A 25,424-nucleotide genomic window follows, 5' to 3' on the forward strand; every position below is an offset into this window, starting at 1 on the left:
CTCGGCAATGATTCTTCTCTCCATCCAAGCCGGATTATGCGCAGGATCAACCGATCAATCCATAACCGCGTCATGAATCGTGAAAAACTTCCCTCAATTCTTCAGAAATCGAGCGCCTTCCCGTCAACACAATCCTCCGATCGTTCGGAATGATGCTCGCGAAGCAATTAAGGGTTTCCGGAAGACACCCCTGATGAGAGTCACTCAGGGAGATCGATCTTGATGTTGAGATCGCGCAGCTGTCGTTGATCGACTTCAGATGGCGCACCCATCATCAGGTCGGAAGCCTTCTGAGTTTTCGGAAACGCGATGACGTCACGAATGTTGTCGGTTCCGGTCATCAACATCACCCATCGATCAAGACCAAGGGCGATTCCTCCATGTGGCGGAGCTCCATATCGCAACGCCTGAAGAAGGAAGCCAAAGCGTTCTTCAGCTTCTTCTGCGTCGATGTTGAGCAGGTCGAAGATCTTCTGCTGAATGGCTGGATCGTGAATACGAATACTTCCACTGGCTGCTTCGTATCCGTTGCAGACAAGATCGTAAGACAACGCCCGAATCTTGGATGGATCGCTTTCGAAGTACTCCACATCGTCGGGATGAACAGCACAGAACGGGTGATGTTCGGCATCCCAGCGATTTTCGTCTTCGTTCCACGTGACGAGCGGGAATTCAACAACCCACAAGCAATTCAATTCTTTGGGATCGTAAAGCTCCAGGTCCTTGGCAAGGTGATTTCGAAGCGCCGCCAGAGCCGCACAGGTGACGGGATAGGTATCGGCCACGAAAACGAGAAGGTCGCCGTCGTTGCCTCCCATGCGTTCGACGATGGCAGCCTGTTCTTTCTCGTCAAAGAATTTGGCAATCGACGAATCGAGCCCGCCGTTCGCGACTTTGAAGTAAGCGAGACCTTTCGCTCCGTATTCTCCGACAAGGTTCTTCAGATCGTTGTCGAGGACTCTTCGGGAGTATTTCTCTGCTCCGCCAGGCACACACAACCCGCGCACTTTCCCGCCACTTCCCACAGTATTCTTGAAGACACCGAATCCCGACTCTTCGACGAGATCAGAGATGTCCGTCAATTCCATTCCGAAACGAAGGTCCGGTTTGTCCGTTCCGAACCGCTCCATCACTTCGGCGTGCGTATAGCGAGGCAATGGCGTGGGAAGCTTTTCCCCGCGAACATCTTTGACCATGCGTGCGAGAAGACCATCGATCGCAGAGAGAATGTCTTCCTGCTCGACAAATGACATCTCAATATCGATTTGCGAGAACTCAGGCTGGCGATCGGCCCGCAGGTCTTCGTCCCGGAAGCACTTCGCAATTTGATAGTACCGGTCGTATCCGGAGACCATCAGAATCTGTTTGAATAACTGAGGAGACTGTGGAAGCGCGTAAAATGCACCTTCGTGGACTCGTGAGGGAACCAGATAGTCTCGAGCCCCTTCAGGCGAGCTGCGGCCGAGAATCGGAGTTTCGATCTCGATGAAATCGAGTTCATCGAAGTAGTTCCGAACTGACCGGGTCAGCTGGTGACGAAGGAACATTTTGTTCTGCAAGGCCGGTCGTCGCAGATCGATAAACCGGTACTGCAATCGCAACTCTTCGTTGGCCAGCGATTCTCCGCGTGGTTCGAACGGGGGCGTCTTGCTCTTGTTCAGAACGACAAGATGATTCGCTCGCAGCTCGATTTCTCCAGTGGCGAGCTTGGGATTCTTGTTATCTTCCCCGCGGCTCACAACTTCGCCGGTCACCTGAATGACGTCTTCATGGCGAATCGTTGATGACAGCTGCTGAATCTCACTCGACTCTTCCATCCGGAAGGCAATTTGAGTGATTCCGTATCGATCACGCAGGTCGATGAAGACAACACCGCCGTGGTCGCGATACTTATCCGCCCATCCACAGAGGGTCACAGTTTGTCCGATCTGATCGGCCCGAAGTTGTCCGCAAGTCGCTGTTCGTAGCACGAAACTGGTATCCTTTGAAATTCCCACTCATCCCGGACCACAGTGTTCAACCGAACACTGATCTTTCCCGGGGAAGCGGGCATTATAGGGGACCAGAAGACTCACTCAATGTTGGTCTAAGCGTGAGAACCAGATTCTGAATAGAATCTTTGGAAACTCATTGCCCTGCGTCTCGATCAGAAGGCGCTGAATTCGATTTCCTCAGCCCCTGCCGATTCCAGCGGAACCGCTCAAGCCAGAACAATCGAAGAGACACCAAACAGAGAGCGATCAATTACGCCACGTGCCGGCGTTCACGGAACCGGGCAATCGTCGCTCCTGTCCCGAGCAGCAATGTCAGGACTCCGACGCCTCCTCCCAACAGCCACAGCCGTTCAGCCACTTCGTGACGCGACCAATGCTGATGAAGCGTTTCTCGCACACCTTCATCGAAGTTGAGCTTCCAGTGAACCTGATAGACTTCTGACGAGAGTCCATCCACTTCGAAAGGCCAGGTCACAATGATGACTTCCTTGAGTGCGGCTGCATCCAGGAGCGCGTTCTTCGTGACGATCGTTTGATCCATTTCCGGAGAGTTTTCCCGCACATATTTCTGTACCAGCGACGTCGCCTTCGGCCAGAGTTCTCTTTCCGCTTCATCGACGGTTGAATAACGCTTGGACGTGAGCAGAATTTCATCGTCGACGGGAACCACCTGTCGGTTTCGACTCGTATTCGCGGTCCATTCGGGCATTTCGTCAAGGATCTCAGAGTGACCGGTGAGCCCCGTATACTCAATTCGCACGATCTTTTTCGGCTCCAGTTTTCTTTCGAGCGAGGCAACTTCATCGTCAGTGACGGGAATTTGACTCCTGACGAAACTTCCATCGATCACCGGATCTGATGACACCGCTTCAGCTTGAACAGCCCCGCCTGTCGTCGCAAGCTGCACGCTGCCATCATCCGACGACATCTCGTGCATTTCATGCATTGCCACATTCTGGTGAACGGCCGTACTGGAAATCCCAAACATTGCGCCGGACAACAGCAGTCCGACAACAGCCGCAAACATCAGCGATGGTGACTTTTTTGCTCCCCAGACAACGACCCACACGCCAATCGAAAAGAGTCCCAAAGTCATGAGCAAACCGAGCCGCGTCACCGAAACATCCTGATAAATGATTGTGGCAGGATGATCTCCTGTTGAGCTAGAAGCCATACTCCCTTCGGCAGCAGCAGCCACGTCTTCGGGAGGTTGAGGCGTCTCGGGCATCGGTGGAGTGGGCGGATTCGACGCGTCGAACGATTCATCTCCTGGAAAACCGGTCGTCAGCTGGCTCATCTCAAGAGACAACTGCTCCGCCGCCAAGGCTCGTTGATGCTCGGCTTCTACTCTTGCTGCATTGACGGATTGAGAACGTGCATAAAACACCAGCGCACCGATACCGATGACCACCTGGATGCCAAACAGCGTGACAATCAGCCCGACCCAACGAGACTCACCAGTCGTATTGACGGACTTGACGAGCCAGGCGATGACACCGCTCACGACAGCCATAACAATGAGAAATTCAATCATCGAAAACACCGGAATGTCCCCTCAAGAGGCATTGATTTTTACGCAACTTTGCGAGACTTCTGCTTCGAGCGCCAGTCGTCGAACGGGCTCGAAAGTTGTGTCACACAAGCGATAATCACTGCCAGAGCCAATCCGAACTGAGTCGGGAATGCAAAGACAGTTGTGGTCAGCCAGGCGACGAATCCAACTCCAACGACTGACGAGATGCTGAAGCGGTCCTTCCGGCGAGGCGAAGACATTTCCTGCCAGTTCGCGAACGAAAACAACGTGGCAAAGAACGCCATGAATCCGATCCAGGAAGGAACACCGTCGATGAACAGTGACTGATCTCCCAAACGACTGAAGATCGCTCGCGAAGGAGTGCCGAGATCCGAAACCATCAGGTACTGCTCAATCAGATAGGCCACCACACCCACAAACAGCCCCGCGAGGCCATAGTGGTATCGCGAAATACTGCGAAACCGATGTTCCGGTGCACGGAGAACTGAAAACGGAATCGTAATCAGCGCCCAACTCGAAAGGATCGTCATCGATGCGAACAGTCCGAGATTCGCTGGGTCAATGTCACTGAGCGAACTGGCCCCTCCCAACAACGAAGGTTTCAGAGCTGCAAGACACGTAATGAGCATCGCTGCGATTGGAACCGTGAGAAACATCGAACCGAGCAAGTCACCCGTCGTTCCCCATGAACGTCGCAAATTCTGCGGCGGAGGTTGAGGAGCAGAAACATTCACTGCTGCTGCTCGTCGAGCCTGATTCAGCTTGGTCTTCCTGTTCGCCTTCTTGCTTCGGGAATAAGTAATCAGTCCAGAGGTGAAAAGAATGGAAACGACCATCGGAAAACTAAGATCCCACCCAAAAACGGTTCCCATAACGAGGAGTCCCAATCCTCCAAAGGCAACTCCTTTCATCCAGCCAGGAGCCGGACCGCACGACGTCGCACACCCCTTTTGCCCCTTTTTCGCTGAGGGTCGACCTTCAGGCAGCTGAACGAATCCAGCATCTTGTTTCCCGTCACGATCTGGAACACGGGCATGTCCCGGAGCAGCTGGAACCTCTTCCGTCGATTTGGGCGGAGAGACACCGAGGACAGCTTCTTCGAATGCTCGCTGCAATGCTTCAACCCGAGAAAATCGTTCTTTCGGATCTTTCCGCAGCGCCATCTCGATGACTGGTTGCAGCCTCGGAGGAAGCGGCGAGAGATCCGGCGGCTCGCTGAGGTGTTTCATCAGGATTTCGCCGGTCGATTCGCCATCAAACGGAAGCTTCCCCGTGAGCATCTCGTAGAGAATAATTCCAATAGCATAGATATCGACTTCGCGTCCGTATCGCCCTTTAGCGACTTCAGGAGCCATGTAGTGAACTGTCCCGACGCTTTGCGTTTGAGCACTATGCCGACTCGGAGCGATAAACTTTGACAGCCCGACATCCCCGATTTTGACGACCCCGTTCTCCATAAACATGTTGGCCGGCTTTAAGTCTCGATGGACGAGCCCGCGACTGTGGAGATAAGCCATCCCGTCCGTCAATCCTCGCAGCCAACTGCGAACAGATTCAACGGGCATCCCGGAAGACTGGCGTCGCAGAGTTGCATCGAGAGTTTCACCCGCGATGTACTCCATGATAATCCAATGATCGCCATCTCCATCCTGACGGACATCAAAGATGGTGACGAGATTCGGATGCGAAAGGTTCAAACATTGCTGGACACCCCGGAGTTCAACATCCGAATTGTGCTGTAACAACTTCAATGCCACTTCCCGCCCGGCATCCGAAAGCGCGTAGTACACCTCTCCGAATCCACCTCGATAGATCGCACGTTTGATCGTGTATCCTTCGAGGGGTCTTGACTCTGGTGCAAAAGTGAATTTCATATTCTTGCTCGCTCTTTCCGCTCGCCGACTCGAGGGGTGACCGTTCGCAATCCGGGACGAACTCATCTGACCGGACTCACCGGTTTGAGGCTGTGCTCAACAATACAACTGTGTCATTAGTTTAATACGTTTTATCAGGCTCCCTGGATCATTCTTTTGCGTCCTGCCTTCGTGGCAATGTGTTGTTTTAAACTGCAGGAAGGTCAATCGCCTCCACATGAAACGACCAGTCTTCCCCACTGAGGATTTCACCGGGACGACACTCCAGAACTTGCGGAGCTTCCTGCTGTTCACCTGAACCATTTTCCGTCGATGATTCGCGCGAAGACACCTTACAGAAGAGATTGTTCGCACGTTCAAAAATGACGATGTCTCGCTGCCAGTTCTTGCAAACAATGTGGCTCTGACTCCCCGCTCCCAGCAGGCAAGTCTTCTCCAGAAGAATGATCCCGTTGAGGCTGTTTGCAAACCGATGACCACTTTCCAACGTCAGCCGGGCTGAGCCGCTCAAGGGAGAAGGAAGGCAGTATTTCATCACAACTTCATCACCCAGTTGAATCGCTGCCTCATTCGAAAGAGGCATTGCTGAGTTTCGATCGACGTTCCCGATTCGCACGCGCCCGCGTGGCTCCAATATGAACGATCCGTCCTCTCGCGAAAAACTCGCGTGTCTCGATCGCAGGTCGGAAAAAATCCCAATGTGTTCTGAGGACGAAGCTTCCCCACCGCTTCGAATGGCGCTACTGGCTGGCTGCATACTTCCCACTGTTAAGCGCTGTGATCGACTGATCAACCAGCACCCGACTCCATCAATCCATAAGCGAACGGCCGGACGATCGTTCTGCATCAGTTCACCATTCCCCGTCTCTCCGTTTCGCCATCGACAAGCTTCTCCCGAATCAATCTGCCTGCCACTCGACCATCCTGTTCTCGCCGTCACGTCAACACCGCCGTCATTCCAACACCACTCCAGGCACTCTCGACTTTAAGGCACTGTTTCAGCCACAGTTTCAGCCACGGTACTCGGAACCAACTACTACGCTTCATTCAACGAGACGCTTCATCAAGCGTCGAACAAATCAACAATCGTGTCTGTTTCAAATCCATCTCAACCAATCATCGATTCAGCGAATGCCAACTCATCCTGCGGAAGAATCCGCTCGATCAAAGTGATCGAGCGGATGTTGAGCTGACCAAAAACCGTCTTGAACCGCGAGCATCCTGCTCTCGTACTGTTGGTACTCTTTACTGAGTCAATTCGTTGGGAACTCGCCTTTCAAACTTCCTCAGTTGAGTACACAAGTCAGAGCAATCCGCTTTAGTCGGAGACTTGAACAAAGTCCTTTTCGTGGCGATTTCCGAAGTAATCTTCCACAGCGTTCGCAATGTTCTCGTTCTCGACTTCGATCTCAGTCTCAACCGGAATCAATCCAGAGAATTCTCCGTCAGCTGCGAGAACGGCATCTTCCACATCGAGTCGCTTGTCAATTGTACTGATCAACGACTTGACCCGATTCAATTTTGAGTCATCAACCTGAATGCTGGCGATCTGCTTACGTGAGTTGATCGTTCGCAAACGTGCTTCCAGTCGCTCCAGCTCGACTTCCAGACTTTTTCGTTCTGAAAGCATTCCCTCGAGAGTTTCCCGATGAGCATAAAGAGCCTGTTCCTTGGTTCTCAACAGGTCTTTTTCCCGGTCGAGAGTTTCCTGGGCGATCTTAAACCGGTCGAATCGTTCTGCGAGGTCCTTCTCAACTTCTCGTTGCTTGTAAGCTCTTCCAGCATAAACAAAGTGCGAGTCGCCGGACTTCAAGTCTGCGGAAAGCGACAAGATGGCTTCTTCCTGGTTGGCGAGTGATTCTTCTCGCTTGGCAATCGATTCCTGAAGCGAAGCCACTTCCACCTGCTCTTCTGCAATCAGGTGCATCGAGCGACGAACTTCCGGAACGAGCTGCGCAACTTCCTGGCGTGCTCGCTCAATTTCAAACTCCAGCGGCACTTCGTTGCGAATCCGCTTCTGAGCGGTATGCATTCCGGTGCGAAGGTAGCTGAAGGCTGATCCTCCAAAAACCAGTCCACCGATCGCGGCGGCTGTCATTGTTCCGAGTGCGAGTTTCTTAAGCATGTGTATCTCCTTGTTTGGTCAACTCTCGAATCAGGGCCAACTCACCAGTCGTCCCCTTTTACAAGAAGTAATTCGCTGAGAACGCCAGAACATTAGAAGAAACCACCGACATTTTCTGAAATCTTTCCCAACCCGTAACTCCTGAACTCAAAACAACTTGCCGCAACACGCATCAAAATACTCGGATTATTCGCATCGCAACATGTGCGCATCTCAAATGCATTTCTCCTGATTCCCACATCAGACGCATTCTCCAACGCCTCCTCAAAAATCGCCCCCTCTACCCATATTCTCACGGCAGAACGATCAACATTTCGGCGATATAGGTAAACAGGGGCGACAAATACACCAGAGGACCGACAACGTGGAATCGACTGACGAGAAAATTGTGAAGCTTTGGACTCCACCCGCAGATTCACCAAACTTCCAATCGAAACTGCTGGCAATCGCTTCTCGATTGAGTTCTCCCTTAAGAGTCTCCGCTCTCATGATCAGCGTCATCACGATGCACTTGCTCGTCGTTCGCCCGCTCGTCGAACGTGTCGATCGTCTTCAGGCCGAGATTCACGATGTCGATTCCACTCTCTCCAAAGTGGCCGATCATCGGCAGTCACTCTCCGAAACGAATGACCTGTTGAGTCAACTCAAGTCACAACACGAAGAAGTCGCCCGAGCACGCGCAACGGTCCGCCAACTCGAGCAACTCCGACGCGAAATCGTCCTCGAATCCGAACGCATCCCCGAGACAATTCGCGCCGTTGCCCGACTGAAACAACTCCCCCGCTTCCCGGACTCTGATCATCACAGCGACGAATCCCCCCCTCCGCTCAGCCCGACTGACGAAAGAAACCGCTCGTTCGACACACTCTCTCAATCGAACCCACAGACCCTGTTTGCAAACCTCCCTGCCCCCATCATGCAGTCCGCCCAATTAGAGCACCCAGACGAACAAAAACTGATGACGGCGAGCCTTCCCGAACTCTTGCCCGTTCAGGAAATCATCAAACACCCCGCTCTGAACGACAAACCTACAGCCCACTCTTCCGCATCCGTCCAGAAGGTCTCAAACGGATGGACGATGCAGATCCATTCTCATTGATCGGGTCTCAGCTTGCCGCCACCTTGCGCCCCGATTCGTGGTAAAATCGCTCAGGCAATGATCATTCGTCGATGACTTCGTATGTCACGAATTCATCGAATGGAAAATAGTCGTCGACGATCACAGATTTGCGGAATTCGCGACCATCGATCACAATTCTCACCATTCCCGGTCCACCTTGTATCTCAGCGTGATCCGCCAAGACAACATACCCCGGGCCAGTCTTCGCAACGTTGTATCGCACGCCGTTCACGTGCAACTCCATCTGAACATCGGCCGAAAAATTGGAGCGAAGCAGGCGGTTCATGGGAGACTTCGGTGACAACCATTTGGAAAGGGCACTCGACTATTGCGCCCAGCGGAACAAGGAAGTTACCGAGAAATTGGGAGGAGGACAAGATGGAGAAGTCTTTGCAACGTCAGACGATTCCGCGATCAAAGTCTTCAAATACAAGGACCTGTATGAAAAAGAACGCGAGGTTTATATGAGAATCTTCGATAAAAACATCGGAGAACTCATTAAAGAAGAGAGTTTTCGCATTCCGACATTTCTAGGATACGACGACTCACTGGGTATTATCGAAATGGAGATGGTCAATCCTCCGTACATCCTTGATTTTGCTGGAGCATCTCTCGACAGACCAAAAGACTTGACGGAGGAGCAGCAAATCGAATGGGAACTCGAAAACATTGATCGATTTGGTGACAGTTGGGACCGCGTTCAAACCGCTCTCGCGATCTTCCGCAGGTTCAAAATTTACCTCTACGACCTCAGCCTCAACAACATTCGACCTTGGTGAGCTCTTGTCGTGCGGGTGCCAATCTGTCGTGAATGCAAAAACTCCATGAAACACCAAAACTCAGAGGTTGTGGCGAATTTCAGACAACCGCTCGATTTAATCGCGTTTGCGTTGCTGGCACAATGCCCACGCTGACCCGAATCACAGACCGACTCACATAGAGGCAAGTCACAAAGCGGTTTCACTTAAGATTGTCGGCCAGATCGGAGCGGACCGGTTCGATTCGTGACATGCCGGAGATGCGGATCAGGATCAGACGTTCCAGGCCGTTTTCGGAGTCGGCGACGAAGAAGTGCTGGCCGATGTCTCCTTCCTCGCGACTTCCCAATCCGAGAGCGAGAATTTCCTGCTCGTTCAGTTCGGCGGTGATCCGGTCGGAATAGAGAGTGACTCGCTGTTGGCTCTCCTGATAGATCCAATCCTGCTCTCTTGGAGTCGGTCGGGCTGCCATTGGGCCGTGTTGAATTTCCGGAATGACGACCAGACGAGTCCAACCGTCCTCAACTTTGTCAGCTTGAATCCGGAAGATTGCCCGCCCCAAACGCATTTCCAGAGGACGGGAGGAATCCTGACCGGGACGTTGAATCACCGTTCCATCGGGGATTTCCGAAGCGACAACAAGAGTTTCCTGCCCGGCAGGAATGGTGTATCGCTGCATCACCACTCGGCGCGTCGGGTCGTTTTCGTCCGACAATGACATCAAGACTGCTAGCGGTCTCGGCGGACGAGACGCACTCATAGCGACTCGAAATCCGTCGTCCTCAAGCTGCCGTGCTGAATCCGGGTCGAGAGTATGAACTGAGTGAAGCGACGACCAAAGCCGGTCACCGATCATCGGATCACCTTTTCGGCGATCAACGAAATAGACTTCAATCTCGATTGCGTTTCGCGGCCCAACTAACGGCGGCAAACGATGTTGTGTCTTCGCGGAATCGGGAAACAGCGCAGTGCACCCCGCACCACCAGCGATCAAAATGACTGCCAGCAAGTAGAAACGAGCCATAGTCCACATCCATGTGGAGTGCTGCATTGGGATTTAGACGCTCAGAACAGGGGGGACAGGAACCGGTTTCTACCCAGAATCTGTCTCTCCGGTCAACGCAGATCGATTCAACAGCGACCGATGTTGCAAATGCTGCCGAACGCTTCGTAACCATCGACTACAACTCATCTTGTCGACAACACGCCTGATGCGGTAAACTTCCGCCTCATCTCTTCAAGTTGCTTGTTCAGGATGAACTGCGACGTCATCTATGTTTCGATCCATTGCCCGAAGCCTCATGCGATTCGTGGCAGCATGCGTGCTGTTGGTGCTCATCCTGTGCGCGGGCGAAGTCTGGTTGCGGTCCCAACGTGTTCGGACTGCCCTTTCGGAACAACCTCCTTCAACTGTTCAGCTGACAAGACCGAATACGACCACGTATCTCGAAGTCATTCCACTGATCGAGCAAACAGTTGGAGATCCTTCTGCCAACCAGTTCACAATTCGAACGAATGAATATGGACTGCGCGGCGAGTCCGTCACTGTTCCTAAGCCCGAGGGAGTCTATCGGATTCTCTGCCTGGGAGCGGACGATGTTTTTGGAAGCACAATCCGCGAAGAAGAGACCGTTGCTGGCCAGTTACAAACGATGTTTCAACAGGCGGGACTCAATCATGTCGAAGTCCTGAATGGAGGCTGTCCGGGCAGCGGACCACTCACGAACTACTTGAGACTTCGCCAGTCGCTGATGATTCTGAAGCCTGACCTCGTGATTTACACACTCTCGCCGTCAGACTTACCGAAAGACAGCGACCTGACGGGAGGCTTAACTCTCTGCGAAAACGGCCACCCGGCATTCGCTCGCCATCCGACCTGCAGCGCCGATCAAGAGAACTTACTCGCGACATTGACTGAAGAGTTTGTGATTGCGTCCTGGCTCAGCGAGAACTCCGCAGCCATTACCGGCTTCGACGCCCCTGCCAAGAGCAGCACTCGTCCCGTCGTCCCGAAAGATTTGGAACTCGGGATTTCCGCGTTCCTCGAAATGCAAGACCTGCTTGCAGCCTTTGACTGCAAGCTTCTCGTCTCCATTCTCCCGAAGAATTCTGCTGAACCGGCGACCGGAGAAAAAGTGCCGGAGCCTGCCCGCGAGTTGACCGCTCGGCTTCAACAGGCGATTACGGATCTTCAACTCGAACACAATCTGTTCGTCGATGCACAAAGCGGTGCGACAAATGATGCGATCTCGCTATCCGATCCCTCGCTATCCGATCCCTCGCTATCCGATCCCTCGCTATCCGATCCCTCGCTATCCGATCCCTCGAAAGACGAGCCCTCGAAAGACGAGCCAACGTCCGCCGAGCAAATGGCCGTCTACACACATCGACTCGGAACGTTTCTCGCGACCCATTTTTCCGACGCCCTTCGAAATCCAACTCCTCGCAACACCACTCCCCCAGCCCGTTTTCCGACCGAACTGACCGATCCGGGTTTCAGTCCACTTATTCGATAACAGCGTTTCAGATTTTTCCACGGAAGTTCTCAGTGAATCCCAGCCACGAAGAACAAGACGACGATCCACTGTTTCCAGCAGACAGCGACGTCTTGTCACTTAACGAAATTGAAGAAGCTTATCTGCGAGCGCTCGAGACGGCTGACGCTGCGGACGCGATGTTTCCCGATTCCTTGGGAGACGACATTCCCCCACCGGACACGAACGACTCCATCGCTGAAGAGCTGAATTCCGATCGTCCGACAGCAACGGAAACTCAGCAGGACGCCCCTGTCGAAACTCCACCGGATCTCAGCGATCCGGTCGCTTCCGATTCTGCGACGCCGACAACAGTCTCTCAGGTCATCGAGGCGCTCTTGTTTGTGAGCGATCACCCAACCCCGGCGAAGCGAATCGGTGAAACTCTGGGGGGATCGAACGGCCCGGAAGAAGTCGATCAGGAAATCCGTTCACTGAATGCCCAATACGAATCCGAAGGCCGCCCGTACGAGATCCATCTTGTCGAAGGAGGCTACGTCATGTCGTTGCGAAAAGCCTTCGAACCGGTCCGGGAACGGGTTTATGGGCAGGGTCCCAAGGAAGTGAAACTGAACCAGGATGCTTTGGAAGTCCTGGCATTCATCGCCTATCGCCAGCCTGTCACACGTCAGCAGATTGAGGAGACCGGAAAAGAAAGAGCTGGCGGTTTCATCCGCCAGCTTCTCCGTCGTCAACTTATTCAACTGGTCCGCGGGAATGATTCCAGCGAAGACGCTTACACCACAACACCGAGATTCCTCGACTTGTTCGGCCTCGCTTCAACGGAAGATCTTCCCCATGCAGAAGACTTCTCATTCAAGTAACGAGTTGCGGGCCAGTCGGGACTGAGATCGCAGGATCGTCTCAGTTCTCCATCGAACCTTCTTTCGAAATGGCCTTCACAAAGTTCCGCGATCAGGCGGAACGAAGACCATCTCGAAGAGTTGCGAGCGATGTTGAAAACCACTTAACGCAATGCTCGACGTTCGCGACGACGCTTTGCTGTCCGCTCGCCATTCATCTCGGAAATTCGAATCGGCATCGCGACGTCGAAGCCGCCGTTCGCATTCGGTGTCGGAGCTGGCGTCGTCTCTGGAGTTGCCTCAGGAGTGCGGGAACCGACGATTTGTGGCTGGGTTGAAGCCGATTCACTCTGTGGAGCTTCAGCAACTCTCATTGGGTGATTCGCAGAGACCGCGTCACTTTGAGAGTCGTTCGAGCTGGCCGCCAGTTCTGGAGCAGGGCCTGGCGCGTATTCTGGATTGACCTGTTCGCGATAGAGCACGAGAGCATGCAATGCGTGATACAGTCCGCCCACTTTCTTTCCGTCGATCGGAACTCGGGCACTCTGAACGAGATCATTGCAAAGCGTTTGAACTCCGACACGAATCCACTGTTCGCTGAGCCGACTTTTCGGAAGTGCGACCATCAACCATTCAAGCATGTGTCCGGAATAGGTCAGGCGTTCACTCACGTCAGTGCTGTAGCCGGTTGATTTGAACCATTTCGTGGCGAAGGAACCATCGCGATTCTGCATTCGCTGGGCTGTGACGATGTATCGTTGAAGTTTCTGATCAGCTTCGAGCCAAGCACCTCGCAACTGGCCATGCTTTTTCAGGTAAGCATTGCGAGCGAACGCGAGTGCAAACATTCCGTGCGTCCCGCCGCAAGCAGCATTGTATGGAGAAGCAGCGACTTGCATTCGAACGAGCCGTTCCATGCTCCAGGGCTCATCATCGTTGTTCATCCACTCTTCATCCTGATCGACGTATCGCGACAGGAACCAGAGCGTCCAGGTGATCTCTTCGAGTGAGTTCACGTTCTTTTTCGCGTGATCAACCATCTGCTGCATGGTGATCGACTGACCCGATGCGGTTTTGAACTCGTAATCGAGTGGCAAGTTGCACATCGAAATAATGGCGAGGCTCTGATTGACGTGGCCTTCAAATTCGTAAGGAGTTCCGTTGTACGGATGGATGCGGCCGCCATCTTTGGTCGCTTCGATCCATGGCACTCCGCGGAACTTGCCTCGTTCTGCGATCCAATCGAGAGCACTCACTTGCTGTCCGTGATCGCGGACGATGAAGTCCCCTCGGAGAGCGAGAAGTCCATGGAGAACTTGCCACGGAGTGTGAGCGTTCGCGTCGAGATATCTTCGACTTGTCAGCGCGATCGTACGATCGACCATGGCATTCAGGGGATCAACCTGAGCTGTACTGGCAGCTGGGAGTGCTGCGGGAGCATTCGTTTGAGCCTGGAGGGTCGGGTTTCCAATAGCTCCGATAAGCCCCAACGAGGCGCAGATAACCCACGCCCGTTGACGGAGACAAGAACTCGCTGAATCATTCTTCATCCCGACGATCCCACCCGCATTTGCCCCAAATAATCCAGACTTCTCCGTCGGCACTCTCAATTGCAAAATCCACATAGCCTGTCAATCCTCGGACGTTAGTACCGTTTACACTCTGTGTAAGTCATGAAACCCGTCCGATGGGTTTGGTGGGCCTCCTCCTGAGAAGTGTTGAGCACTCACTGGAGATCGGCCAAAGCGAGGGGTGGAGTGGATAACGTTTTGCAGAATGTCAAGCATTTTGTCGACTCCCTCCAGCAATTTCGGAATACTCAACTTGAGGGTGTTTCGAATGTTCGGACGAATTCGATCGTTCGGGAGCGTTTCACGAACAATCAGAAAGACAGGCAAAATAGGCAAGCATCTAGTCCGCACAATGTGCACACTAATGGCGGAAATAGAGAGGATTTTTCCAGTTCCTAATCAAGTTCGGAGCCCGCTCCAGAACAATCCTTCATAGTACCCTATAACGTGGTATAACGTCAGACGCCCAGATTTTCTGACGCTCACCCATCTCAAAACACATCACCTTTTCTCTTCAAACGAAGGTCGCTCGTCTGGAGAGTTCCTGTGAACACCGAGGAATCACATGTGCGGTATTGTTGGCTATCTTGGCAAACGTGATGTCACTCGATTCTTGATCGAAGGATTGCATCGACTTGAGTATCGCGGATACGACAGCGCCGGGATCGCGGTCGGAAAAGATGGGCAGATTTCCGTTCGAAAGAAAACCGGTCGTGTTGGCGAATTGGCAGCTTTGGTCGACACTTCGCCTGTCTCGGGAACTGTGGGAATCGGCCATACTCGCTGGGCAACTCATGGTGAGCCCAACGACAGCAACAGTCATCCTCACATCGGAGGAGATGGATCTCTCGTTCTGGTGCACAATGGCGTTATCGAAAACTATTCCACGCTGAAGCAGCAGTTGAGCCAACTCGGATATCGTTTCGAGAGCGAAACCGACACAGAAGTCGTCGCTCACCTGATGGCCCACCATCTCGCAGAACAGGTCAAACTCGGGTCCGATCCGACGGACGTGGAAACATGCCTGGCTGCGATCGAACTGACCCTCAAGAAGTTGAAGGGAACTTACGGGGTTGCCGTCCTTTTCCGCGATTGCCCAGACACCCTGATCGCTGCCCGAAACGGAAGCCCGCTCGTGCTTGGAATCGGCGACGACGAGTTTTTCATCGCGAGTGATTCCAGCCCGTTGATTGGCTACACCGACGAAGTCGTTTATCTCGCTGATCACGAAATCGCCGTTCTCAATGCTGAGGGGATGCAGGTCATCCATCGCGATTCCGGTCGACAAGCCCCAAATATCCAGACGCTGAATCAGGTTTCCGCTGATATCGATCTCGGCGAATACGAACACTACATGCTCAAGGAGATCTTCGAGCAGCCTACCACGATTGAGAACGCCATGCGTGGCCGACTCAATTACGATGAAGCGACAGCGATTTTCGGTGGACTCAATCTCTCCTCTCAACAGCTGCGACAGATTGACCGGATCGTTCTGACAGCTTGTGGAACAAGTTGGCATGCAGCCCTCGTTGGGGAATACCTCATCGAAGAATTCGCCCGAATTCCCGTCGAAGTCGAATATGCTTCCGAGCTGCGGTATCGCAATCCGCCGATGAGCGATCAGACAATGGTCTTTGCGATCACGCAGAGTGGAGAAACTGCCGACACACTGGCTGCAATGAAGGAGTGCAAACGCAAAGGCCACACAACGATGGCGATTTGTAATGTCGTCGGTTCGACGATTGCTCGTGAAGCGGACGGCGGAATTTATCTGCACGCCGGACCGGAAATCGGAGTGGCTTCAACGAAAGCCTTCACATCCCAAGTGACAGTCCTGACACTGCTGGCACTCTACCTCGGGCGGATGCGGCATCTCTCCTACAGTGCCGGGCAGAACATCATTCGTAAGCTCAAAGACATCCCGAAACAGGTCGAAAAGGCTCTTGAGTGCCACGAAGCGGTGAAGACGATCGCCGAAAAATACGCGTCGATGAACAACTTCCTATACCTCGGCCGGCTCTACAACTTCCCCGTTGCTTTGGAAGGTGCTCTCAAGCTGAAGGAAATCAGCTACATTCACGCGGAAGGTTACCCAGCTGCCGAAATGAAGCACGGACCGATCGCTCTCGTTGATGAACAGACTCCGAGCGTTTTCATCGTTCCACGATGCGGAATTTATCCGAAAGTCATTTCCAACCTGCAGGAAGTGAAAGCTCGAAAAGGTCCCGTCATTGCGATTGCCTGCGAAGGGGACGATCGTGTCGCGGAACTTGCAGACGACGTCATTTACGTTCCCGATGTTGATGAATGCCTGCAACCACTCGTCGCGTCGATTCCGCTGCAGCTACTCGCGTATCACATTGCCATTCTTCGAGATTGCAATGTCGACCGGCCACGAAACCTCGCCAAGAGCGTGACCGTCGAGTAAATCGCGACACCGTCTTCAATGTGCGGAAAAGCTGCGCGTGCGTTCTTCAGAATTCACGCGCAGACCCACCGCGCCAATTTAGTGCGCGAATTCTGAATGAGGATCAACTGAGCGTTATGGACAGCTCACGAAATCAGAGCATTTTTTGATTTGGTGTGCACGATCTCGCACGAGCAAACACAGCCTTTTCTCTTATGAAACAGCGCAAGCGAGTGCACAGGAAAGAGCAACTTGCTTTAGTTTTCGAGTGGCCACTCACCTGAGAAAACTTCCGTCGCTGGGCCGGTCATGTAAACTTCGCCGGACTCCGCCCATTCGAGGGCTAAGTCTCCTCCGGGGAGGTGGCAGAGGACCGTTCGTTCGGTCAAGCCATTCAAAACCGCCGCCACGGCAGATGCACAAGCACCGGTCCCGCAAGCTTGCGTTTCACCGCTTCCACGCTCCCAAACCCGCATGATCATTTCACGTGGAGAGACGATCTGAATGAACTCTGCATTGACGCGATTCGGAAATGCCGGGTGAACTTCAACCTGTGGACCGACTCCGTGAACCCATTCGTCAGTGATCTCATCGACGAAGGTGACACAGTGCGGATTTCCCATCGAGACGCACGTCACTTCCAATGTTTTGCCAACAACGTCGAGAGGCTGCCGCAACGGGGGAGCACCTTCCAGCTTCGTCGGAATTTTGGAAGCTTCCAGGATCGGTTTGCCCATATTGACTCGTACTTGAGTCGCTTTCTGATTTTCGACCGTGAGCTGAACTGTGAGAATCCCATTCCCGGTCAGAATTTTCATTTCTTCGCGGGGAGCAATCCCGTGGTCGTAGGCGTACTTGGCAACGCATCGAATTCCGTTGCCACACATCTCCGATTCACTTCCATCGGCGTTGAACATTCTCATTTGGACGTCTGCTTCGTCCGTGGGACAAATGAGAATTAACCCGTCGCCGCCAATTCCGGTATGTCGATCGCTGACTTGCCTCGCAAGGGACGGCAAATCTTCGGGGAGCGACTCTTCGAAGCAGTTGACGTATACGTAATCATTCCCGGCGCCGTGCATCTTCGTGAATTTCAATTCCACACCTCTTCCAGACAATCCTCAACCGTTACCCAAACGTTCTACGAGCTTCGAACACGTCACAGCTGCGTCGGCAAACTTTCCTCAAGACGATGACACACTCAACGACCAAACAGTTCGCGTGGCCCCTTCATCGCGGATTACGCGACAAGGGGCCAATTGCATCGACTGGTCATCTCAATGCGGATCAATAGGAGTCTGCGCGACGGTAAGCATCAATCACAGCTTGCTCACCCTCTTTGCCCTTCTGAGAGTTGCCGTGCTCCATCCCGATGATTCCTTCATACCCCTTTTTGTGGAGATGACCAAACACGTTGAGGTAATTGATCTCTCCCGTTCCGGGCTCTTTTCGACCAGGATTGTCGCCGGACTGCATGTAAGCAATTTCGTCCCAGCAGGCATCGATATTGGGAATCAGATTGCCTTCTGTGATCTGCTGATGATAGATGTCGAACAAGATTTTGCACGACGGACTGTTCACAGCTTTGCACAGGGCATATGCCTGATCGGAATCGCGAAGGAAGGTTCCACCGTGATTGGCGTGCCAGTTCAGCGGTTCCAGAACCATGACCAGTCCATGCGGTTCGAGAATCTCAGAACATCGCTTCAGCAGCTCGATCACGTTAGCTGTCTGATAGCCCTCGGCGAGACGCGGGCCGCCGTACTTGTTCCATTTTCCGGAGTTGGCCGATTGCTGATCGACCGATCCGGGGACGACTGTCATCCATTTGGCATTCACACGTTTTGCGACTTCGACAGAAGCTTTGATTTCTCCCAGAACCTCATCCCATCGATCCTGATTCTTCACAGCGAAGACAGGCTCATCGAAGTTCGCGTACGCGACAAAGACACCCATTTCGAGATTCAGATCGCCCATCGCTTTGGCGATGCGGTTCTGATCGTCGACCGAGCGGCCTTTCATCCCGTTGTCTTCCCAGGCTCGAAATCCCTGGTCAGCGCCGAACTTCAATTGGTCGACCAAATCGTTGCCGGCCGAATTTTTGAACATGCCGAAGTGCGGAGCATATTTCAAATTGAAGGGTGCGGAGCTGTCAGCATTCTGGGCCGATGCAGAAGTATTGGTCATTGCGATCACTGTCGAAGCTGCGCCTGCAGCAGCCAGAAACTCTCGGCGTTGCATGAAAGTTCTTCCAGATGAGAGAAGTCTAAAACGATTCTGTTATCCGCGTCGGAACGGAATTCGTCCGAACACGGCTCGTGACTGATTGCGAGTATCGAGACCTTGCTCGATTCCCACATTGAAAGTCACTTCTAACAGATTTCGTTTCATCTCTCACCTATCTGGCAAGCGACGAAAGCGATTCGCACGACGAAACCCGACACTCACCATCAAAAGGAGATCAAGTGCGTCCACCGAAACCTCGAAATCTCAACTAAAACGCCTGAACAGCAGGGACCACTTGCACGACTGATGGTGGGGTGCCTTGTGGGATATTCGCCGAAGCAGGAAGCGTCGGTGTCGCGGATTGAATAGGTGCGGATGACTGAACAGGAGCAGAGGACTGGACAGGTGCCCAATCTCCTGCCGACATCTGTGGTTGTTCAACCGGCTGAGCTGGGAAACCACCCTGCGGACCGTACCCCGTTGAGTGGAAGACCATGTTCTGGCCCGCCATCGGGTCCTGTCCCGGAACACTTCCAGACTGCGGGTGATAGCTGGCGTTGCCGTTTTCAGGAATCAGCTGAGGCTCTGGAACTCGCAATTCCGGAAACGCTCCGTTTGTCTGAGTGGGCATCGGCTCCGCAGTTGGTGTCCAGACTGGAGGGGCAGCTTGCGTCGGCTGGGGTGCCGAGAAGTTCCCGGACATCGGCGTACTCGCCATGGAATATTGTGGGGAAACAACCGGTCCCCCCATCATGGTGGGGTCGGTTCGAGGCATCACGTTCGCCATCCGAACAGATGGAGGAACCTGATTGAGGTACTGAGAGGAAGTTTGCCCCTGAAATCCTTGATGACTCGCCATCTGCTGATTCATCATTGGCTGGCCGGCGAATTGAGGACTGTTCGAATATGGCTGATTGACGACAGGCGGTTGCCCCATCGGACTTCGGTGCGAAGCATAGCCAGCAGAATGAGGCTGAGGAGAAGACTGAGCCTGCTGAGCCGACCAACCCTGTTGGGGTCCGCCGTAGGCAGCTCCTGCAAACTGCCGTGCTCCAGGATTATACGGTTGAGTGTCAGCCCATGCTGTCAGCAGTTGGCTGGCCTCATCGCTCCGCCCCTGTTCCTGCAACAGCGACGCCAGCCCGTGATAGGACGGTTGATGACTCGGATCGATCGTGAGAGCGTGCTGGAACATGTCCTCCGCGTTCTCAATCTCTCCTTGTCGCTCCATCGTTTTGGCAACGTTGAATGCATAGTTTGCGTTGTGGGGCGAATCCATAAGTGCCCGCTCAAATTCGTAGCGGGCGAACTCGTAGTTCCCTTTGTTATAGTATCGCTGCCCTGAGCGATTCATGAGATACCCATTGGCCGCCCCACAACCGGAAAGTGCCGACGTCAATGTGATCCACACGACCGCCAACACCGCGATTCCAAATCGCGACAGGTTCCATCTCAGGTGCTCGTGCACATGAGTGTTGTTTTTTGCGGCTGGAGTGAATTTTTTCGACGCTCGGCGACAGTCGGACATGTTCGTTCCCTTCCAAAGTGGAGTTGAACATTTCAAATCAAATGGCGAATTGAGAACCGCTTCGCCGGGTGTGGTGGCGAGAAACTACGAAAATTTCTCAATCTTCGGCAGATTGATTTGAAGTTTCGAGCTGAAATCGCCGACAGAACGCCCCGAAACCGGCCAACACCGGCAAATCTCGCTGGTCGCATCAACTTCGAACTCAGCAAACATTGCCAATGGACGGACGAACACCTTTTGTGTACCGTTCCATTATTCTCAACATGGAGGGAACCAATGGTTCGGGAGACAGTATTCTCTGCTGATGGCAACGACGACGAAGACGATCTCGGCGAAGCAATCGATATCCGCCAAGAGTTTGACGTCGACGCCCGAGAAATCGACGAACGTCTTCGTCCGCAAAGCCTTGACGATGTCATCGGCCAGTCGCAGGTCGTCGAACGTGTCCGTGTCATGTTGTATGCCACCCGCAAGCGGAACGACACTTTGGGCCATATTCTCTTCGATGGACCTCCCGGAATCGGCAAAACGACGCTGGCCACTGTGATTCCCAAAGAACTTGGGGTCGATCTGCAAATCGCAGCAGGGCCTGCTCTCGATGCCCCCAAGGACCTGCTTCCGTATCTCACGAATGCGGGGCATGGCTCCGTGCTTTTCATCGATGAAATTCACCGACTCCGGCCGGCCGTTGAGGAATTTTTGTATCCCGCGATGGAAGATTTTCGAATCGATATCGCACTCGGCGAAGGATTGAATGCCCGCACGATCAATATGCAGCTGAAGCCATTCACCATCATCGGGGCCACAACACGAGCGGGAATGCTGACAGCTCCGATGCGAGACCGTTTCGTTTATCGAGAACATCTCGATTTCTACGAACCCGACGATCTGATCGAGATTGTCCGCAGGAACGCCGTGAAGTTGAAGACCAAAGTGACCGATCAGGCTGCGGCTGAAGTGGCACGACGAAGCCAGGGAACCCCGCGTAAAGCCAACAACATCCTTCTTCGAACTCGAGACTTCGCGACCCTGAAAGACCCCAACGGCGAAATCACCACTGAGATCGCCGCGCATGCGATGAAAATGCTTGAGATCGATTCACTCGGCCTCGAACGACAGGACCGACGGTATCTGAAAATCATCATGGACGTTTTTCAGGGCGGTCCCGCCGGGCTCCGAGCGATCGCCCACAGCTTATCGATCCCTGCCGACACGCTCGAAGACGATATTGAACCGTTTCTTCTCCGGACAGGATTGATTCAGCGGACTCCACGCGGACGCATTGTGACTCAACGAGGATATGAACATCTCGGCGTCACTCCCGGTCCCGGTCTTCGATCTCAGTTCTGAAACTCGCCTCAGCGCTGTCTTCGACGCAGCGAGCATTTCGAAAGCCCATGAAAATTGTCTCTCAGAAAGTTCCGCAATAGTGCACCATCGGATGACAGCATGCGGAGATCCCCTTTATACTCTGACTCATCCCGAGCCACTCTTTGCAGTGCTCAACAAATGAGTGGCTGTTAACTGACGGGATGGATGATTCACCCTTTTCCTGATCCCCACGAAGGACTTGATTCATGCCGATGCAGGGATTGCAGAACCTGGACCGTCGATGGATTTTCCTGTTGATGGCGATTGCTGTCGCAGTCCCAATTCTTTTTGGGCTCCAGTTTCCGGAGTCTCCCAGCCAATTGGCGCGGGACGTCTTCAACGAGATTGAACAGCTTGAGGAAGGCGACAACGTCCTCATGGCATGGGATTACGACCCATCCACAGAAGGCGAACTGGGTCCCATGGCGATCGCATTCGCTCGCCATTGTTGTGAGAAGAAGGTCAACATGTTCTTCATCACACTGCTCCCAGTCGGTCCGCAGATGATTGAAAAAGCGATCACGGAAGTCATTCAGGCGGACTTTCCGGATCTCGTCTACGGTCAGGATTATGTGAACCTCGGCTACAAATCGGGGTACGAGGGAGTCATCAAAGTGATCGTTACCGATCTCAAAGGTCTTTACACAACCGACGCACGCGGAACCAACATCGATCAAATCCCCATGTGCAAACCGATCAGCAGCGTTCAGGAAATGGATCTGATCGTGAATGTCAGCGGTTCGTATCCCGGAACCAAGGAATGGGTTCAATACGCCGTCACGCCGCATCAGGGAGAGATTCGCATGGTCGCTGGCTGCACGGGAGTTCAAGCTCCCCTGCTCTATCCCTATATCCCCGGTCAGCTGAAGGGACTTTTGGGAGCTATCAAAGGTGCGGCCGAGTACGAGGCACTTGTCGTCAGTGAGTATCTGGGAAACGATCCGGATCAACTTTATCTCGAAGCCAAACGTCGCATGGGGCCCCAGCTTGTCGCCCACCTCTTAATGATTGGATTGATCATTGCCGGAAACGTGATCTACTTCCGTCAGCGACGTATGCCTTCTCCTCAACAGAATTGAGTTGTCTCTTCTTCTCTTTCTGTGAACTCTTCCGCTGCTCTCCGGTTTCACTAACGTCATCATGAATTCTCCATCCACACAAGTTGTGACGTCGGACACGACATCGTTCTGGGCAAAGTTCAAAGAACTGCTCAGTCTGATTCGCTTCAGCCACACTCTCTTTGCACTTCCGTTCGCTCTGATGGCCGCTTTTCTGGCGTGGAGAACCGTTCCGTTTGAACTTCAAGATCTCATCGGCCTTGTGGTTTGCATGATCTTTGCCCGCTCCGCAGCGATGGCTTTCAACCGGATCGCTGATCGCAAAATCGACGCAGAGAATCCAAGGACAGCAGGCAGACACCTCCCAGCTGGCACGATTTCACTGAGGATCGTCGTTGCCTTTACGATCGTTTGCAGCCTCGGCTTTATTCTGTCGACGCTGCTCTTCTGGCCAAATCGATGGCCCCTATTTCTGTCCGTTCCCGTTTTGCTGTTTCTGATGAGTTATTCGTATTCCAAGCGATTTACCTCACTGTGCCATTATTGGCTCAGCGCAGCTCTGATGCTGTCTCCGATCGCGGCTTGGATTGCGATCACCGGCACGCTGGCCTGGCCCCCTATCCTGCTGGCCGCTGTCATTTTCTTTTGGGTCGGTGGATTCGACATTATTTACGCGACTCAGGATGCTGAGTTTGATCACGAAAAGAGCCTCTTCTCGATTCCGTCTCGCTTCGGTGTACCGAACGCTCTCAAAATCGCATTCGCCAGCCATGTCCTCACGGTTGTCTGTCTCCTGGCACTCTGGGCTGTGGCTGGTCTCGGGACGATCTTTCTCATTGGAGTGATTCTCGTTAGCGGCCTGCTCATCTACGAACACTGGATCATCAGCCCTTCGAACATGAGCCGAGTCAACGTCGCATTTTTTCATATCAACGCATTGATCAGCGTCGGTCTACTGTTTGTGACAATCGCCGACATCCTCATTGTGGAGACGCTCGGCCCCATCTCGACACCCTTCAATTACCCTCTTCAACAGGAAGCGATCGAAGAGAACCCTCAGCCCCAGACGAATTTCTCATCAGCCACCAATTTCGAATCGAGGACTTAAAACTTCTTCCATCGGAAGTTGACGTTCTTCCGGCACTGGCGTTTATCCATTCGGAGTTGTTGATCACTCGCTTCAAAAGCCCGTTCTCATTTGACGGCCGCACTCGAAAGAGTGAAAATAAAACTGCTCAATCGAGTGAACTCCGCATTTCAGCGGCATTCGTCCGCTCCGGATGACTTCCCCCCAACAACCGAAGTTCTCTGTAACAAGCAACCCTCTTTCACAGAGAGGCACACGGATGAAGAGCGAGTCTTGGGAACACGTCACATTGGATGGGATTCTTCCCCTCCTGATTGCAGCGAGCCCGACACTTGTCGCGATCTGCTTTCGAGAAGGACACATCGTTCAAGTCGTCGCCGCAGTGGTGGCACCGGTTCTGGCAGCCTTTCTGAGAGCAGCCATTGGAATTCACCAGTTGGAAAATGTCTCCGGTGGACATCCGAACTGGGGGCGTCAGATTCTCTTTTCGCTGGGAATCGTCTTGCTATTGCTCAGTGAGATCTTCGTCAGCACGCTGCAGTTCGCCCAGAACGAAGCATTGTCCGCCTGGTTCTTTCCGGCCGGCCTGTTCTGCTTTTACCTGACCGTGATGCAACTCGCTCTGAGCCCGGACTCCGACCATCAGCGGCAGCAGATCGGTTCGACCGTCGACAATGTGATTTGGGATTAGTCACGCTTTGAGATGAGGCCCTTTTCACAGCTTCTTTCGTCTCGATTGCCCCCGCTCCATTCGATCAACTCTGCGATTGCTGGAAAGAGTCGCTCATCGGCAACGCTGAAGATAATAGAGCTGCTCACAGCACGTTTCCCGGGTCGTTCTTAATCTGTCCCGCTTCTCGGTCTGTCCACTTTCCCGGTCTGTCCCTGATGCCGAATGCGCACACAAGAACGCACCTGCTGAAACCTCAACAGGTGCGTTCTATGTTTTTCTGAACTTGCTTCTTACGGTGAATCAAGTGACTCGATCAGCGATTGAGTCTCTTGAAATCCAGCGTTTTTCGTTTCCGCGGCCGTTCGTGTCGGCCGAGCAAGTGCATTCGCAGGACTCTAGACGGAGAAGCTGCTTCCGCAACCGCAAGAACGACTGACATTCGGATTGTCGAAAGTGAATCCGCGCTTTTCGAGACCTTCGTAGAAGTCGATGGTTGTTCCATCCAGGTGCAGATCGTGATTCTTTTGGACAGCGACGCTCAGTCCGTGCTGCTCTGAAACATGATCCTGCTCAGGATTGGCGACTTCGTCGAATCCGAATTTGTACTGAAACCCTGAACATCCTCCGCCTGCCACTCCAACGCGGACGACAGTTGTCTCGGGCATGTTTTGGTCAGAAATGACTCGTTTGATTTCTGAAGCTGCTTTTTCTGTGATAATGACCATCTGTCAGTCTCCTTCGCCTGGAAAGGACGAGTCGAA

At 53.2% G+C, this 25,424-nt stretch carries 21 protein-coding genes; 9 read left to right on the forward strand and 12 right to left on the reverse strand.

The window, feature by feature from the left end:
- Nucleotides 1-200: 200 nt before the first annotated feature.
- The 5 genes from aspS to KOR42_RS16480 form a co-directional block, all read right to left on the reverse strand.
- On the reverse strand, nt 201-1,970 hold the full coding sequence (gene aspS, locus KOR42_RS16460; protein WP_146510938.1) for an aspartate--tRNA ligase: 1,770 nt from the start codon (nt 1,968-1,970) through the stop codon (nt 201-203).
- 274 nt (nt 1,971-2,244) lie between these two features.
- Nucleotides 2,245-3,528 (reverse strand): hypothetical protein, encoded by a 1,284-nt coding sequence (locus KOR42_RS16465; protein ID WP_146510939.1) that lies wholly within the window; start codon nt 3,526-3,528, stop codon nt 2,245-2,247.
- A 38-nt stretch (nt 3,529-3,566) separates the two neighbouring features.
- Nucleotides 3,567-5,402, reverse strand: a complete 1,836-nt coding sequence (locus tag KOR42_RS16470) for a serine/threonine protein kinase (RefSeq protein ID WP_197441276.1) — start codon at nt 5,400-5,402, stop codon at nt 3,567-3,569.
- 187 nt (nt 5,403-5,589) lie between these two features.
- Nucleotides 5,590-6,342 (reverse strand): hypothetical protein, encoded by a 753-nt coding sequence (locus KOR42_RS16475; RefSeq protein ID WP_146510941.1) that lies wholly within the window; start codon nt 6,340-6,342, stop codon nt 5,590-5,592.
- A gap of 378 nt (nt 6,343-6,720) precedes the next feature.
- Nucleotides 6,721-7,527, reverse strand: a complete 807-nt coding sequence (locus KOR42_RS16480; RefSeq protein WP_146510942.1) for a hypothetical protein — start codon at nt 7,525-7,527, stop codon at nt 6,721-6,723.
- Between the two features lie 364 nt (nt 7,528-7,891).
- Here KOR42_RS16480 and KOR42_RS16485 point away from each other — a divergent pair, with 364 nt between their 5' ends.
- Nucleotides 7,892-8,626, forward strand: coding sequence for a hypothetical protein (locus KOR42_RS16485; RefSeq protein WP_146510943.1), 735 nt, complete (start codon nt 7,892-7,894; stop codon nt 8,624-8,626).
- Between the two features lie 61 nt (nt 8,627-8,687).
- On the opposite strand, the gene KOR42_RS16490 is transcribed toward KOR42_RS16485, so the two are convergent.
- On the reverse strand, nt 8,688-8,933 hold the full coding sequence (locus KOR42_RS16490; protein WP_146510944.1) for a hypothetical protein: 246 nt from the start codon (nt 8,931-8,933) through the stop codon (nt 8,688-8,690).
- Here KOR42_RS16490 and KOR42_RS16495 point away from each other — a divergent pair.
- A complete protein-coding gene (locus KOR42_RS16495) occupies nt 8,932-9,426 on the forward strand; it encodes a hypothetical protein (protein ID WP_146510945.1) in 495 nt (164 codons plus the stop codon). The genes KOR42_RS16490 and KOR42_RS16495 overlap by 2 nt on opposite strands.
- A 181-nt stretch (nt 9,427-9,607) precedes the next feature.
- Here KOR42_RS16495 and KOR42_RS16500 read toward each other — a convergent pair whose 3' ends face one another.
- The gene (locus tag KOR42_RS16500; protein WP_146510946.1) at nt 9,608-10,429 is read right to left on the reverse strand and encodes a hypothetical protein; all 822 of its coding nucleotides are present in this window, start codon (nt 10,427-10,429) and stop codon (nt 9,608-9,610) included.
- A gap of 250 nt (nt 10,430-10,679) precedes the next feature.
- Between KOR42_RS16500 and KOR42_RS16505 the strand changes: the two genes are divergently transcribed.
- Together KOR42_RS16505 and scpB are read left to right on the forward strand one after the other, a co-directional pair.
- Nucleotides 10,680-11,921 (forward strand): SGNH/GDSL hydrolase family protein, encoded by a 1,242-nt coding sequence (locus KOR42_RS16505; RefSeq protein WP_146510947.1) that lies wholly within the window; start codon nt 10,680-10,682, stop codon nt 11,919-11,921.
- Between the two features lie 32 nt (nt 11,922-11,953).
- A complete protein-coding gene (gene scpB / locus KOR42_RS16510; RefSeq protein WP_146510948.1) occupies nt 11,954-12,763 on the forward strand; it encodes an SMC-Scp complex subunit ScpB in 810 nt (269 codons plus the stop codon).
- A 143-nt stretch (nt 12,764-12,906) separates the two neighbouring features.
- Here scpB and KOR42_RS16515 read toward each other — a convergent pair whose 3' ends face one another.
- The gene (locus KOR42_RS16515) at nt 12,907-14,292 is read right to left on the reverse strand and encodes a hypothetical protein (protein ID WP_146510949.1); all 1,386 of its coding nucleotides are present in this window, start codon (nt 14,290-14,292) and stop codon (nt 12,907-12,909) included.
- A 586-nt stretch (nt 14,293-14,878) separates the two neighbouring features.
- On the opposite strand from KOR42_RS16515, the gene glmS reads away from it, so the two are divergent.
- Nucleotides 14,879-16,741, forward strand: coding sequence for a glutamine--fructose-6-phosphate transaminase (isomerizing) (gene glmS / locus KOR42_RS16520; RefSeq protein WP_146510950.1), 1,863 nt, complete (start codon nt 14,879-14,881; stop codon nt 16,739-16,741).
- A gap of 236 nt (nt 16,742-16,977) precedes the next feature.
- Here glmS and dapF read toward each other — a convergent pair whose 3' ends face one another.
- The 3 genes from dapF to KOR42_RS16535 form a co-directional block, all read right to left on the reverse strand.
- Nucleotides 16,978-17,817, reverse strand: coding sequence for a diaminopimelate epimerase (gene dapF, locus KOR42_RS16525; protein ID WP_146510951.1), 840 nt, complete (start codon nt 17,815-17,817; stop codon nt 16,978-16,980).
- Nucleotides 17,818-18,007: 190 nt separating this feature from the next.
- On the reverse strand, nt 18,008-18,961 hold the full coding sequence (locus tag KOR42_RS16530; protein WP_146510952.1) for a hydroxypyruvate isomerase family protein: 954 nt from the start codon (nt 18,959-18,961) through the stop codon (nt 18,008-18,010).
- Between the two features lie 253 nt (nt 18,962-19,214).
- Nucleotides 19,215-20,474: a tetratricopeptide repeat protein gene (locus KOR42_RS16535; protein ID WP_146510953.1), complete on the reverse strand. Its 1,260-nt coding sequence runs from the start codon at nt 20,472-20,474 to the stop codon at nt 19,215-19,217.
- Nucleotides 20,475-20,750: 276 nt separating this feature from the next.
- Between KOR42_RS16535 and ruvB the strand changes: the two genes are divergently transcribed.
- The 4 genes from ruvB to KOR42_RS16555 all read left to right on the forward strand — a co-directional run bounded on the left by ruvB (nt 20,751) and on the right by KOR42_RS16555 (nt 24,681).
- Nucleotides 20,751-21,824, forward strand: a complete 1,074-nt coding sequence (gene ruvB, locus KOR42_RS16540; protein WP_146510954.1) for a Holliday junction branch migration DNA helicase RuvB — start codon at nt 20,751-20,753, stop codon at nt 21,822-21,824.
- A gap of 227 nt (nt 21,825-22,051) precedes the next feature.
- Nucleotides 22,052-22,924, forward strand: a complete 873-nt coding sequence (locus KOR42_RS16545; RefSeq protein ID WP_146510955.1) for a hypothetical protein — start codon at nt 22,052-22,054, stop codon at nt 22,922-22,924.
- A 61-nt stretch (nt 22,925-22,985) separates the two neighbouring features.
- Entirely contained in the window at nt 22,986-24,011 is a 1,026-nt protein-coding gene (locus tag KOR42_RS16550) for a UbiA-like polyprenyltransferase (RefSeq protein WP_146510956.1), read from the forward strand.
- 238 nt (nt 24,012-24,249) lie between these two features.
- Nucleotides 24,250-24,681, forward strand: a complete 432-nt coding sequence (locus KOR42_RS16555) for a hypothetical protein (RefSeq protein ID WP_146510957.1) — start codon at nt 24,250-24,252, stop codon at nt 24,679-24,681.
- Nucleotides 24,682-25,058: 377 nt separating this feature from the next.
- On the opposite strand, the gene KOR42_RS16560 is transcribed toward KOR42_RS16555, so the two are convergent.
- Nucleotides 25,059-25,388: a HesB/IscA family protein gene (locus KOR42_RS16560; RefSeq protein WP_146510958.1), complete on the reverse strand. Its 330-nt coding sequence runs from the start codon at nt 25,386-25,388 to the stop codon at nt 25,059-25,061.
- Nucleotides 25,389-25,424: the final 36 nt, after the last annotated feature.

The organism is Thalassoglobus neptunius (assembly GCF_007859735.1).
In the GTDB taxonomy this organism is placed as follows: domain Bacteria; phylum Planctomycetota; class Planctomycetia; order Planctomycetales; family Planctomycetaceae; genus Thalassoglobus; species Thalassoglobus neptunius.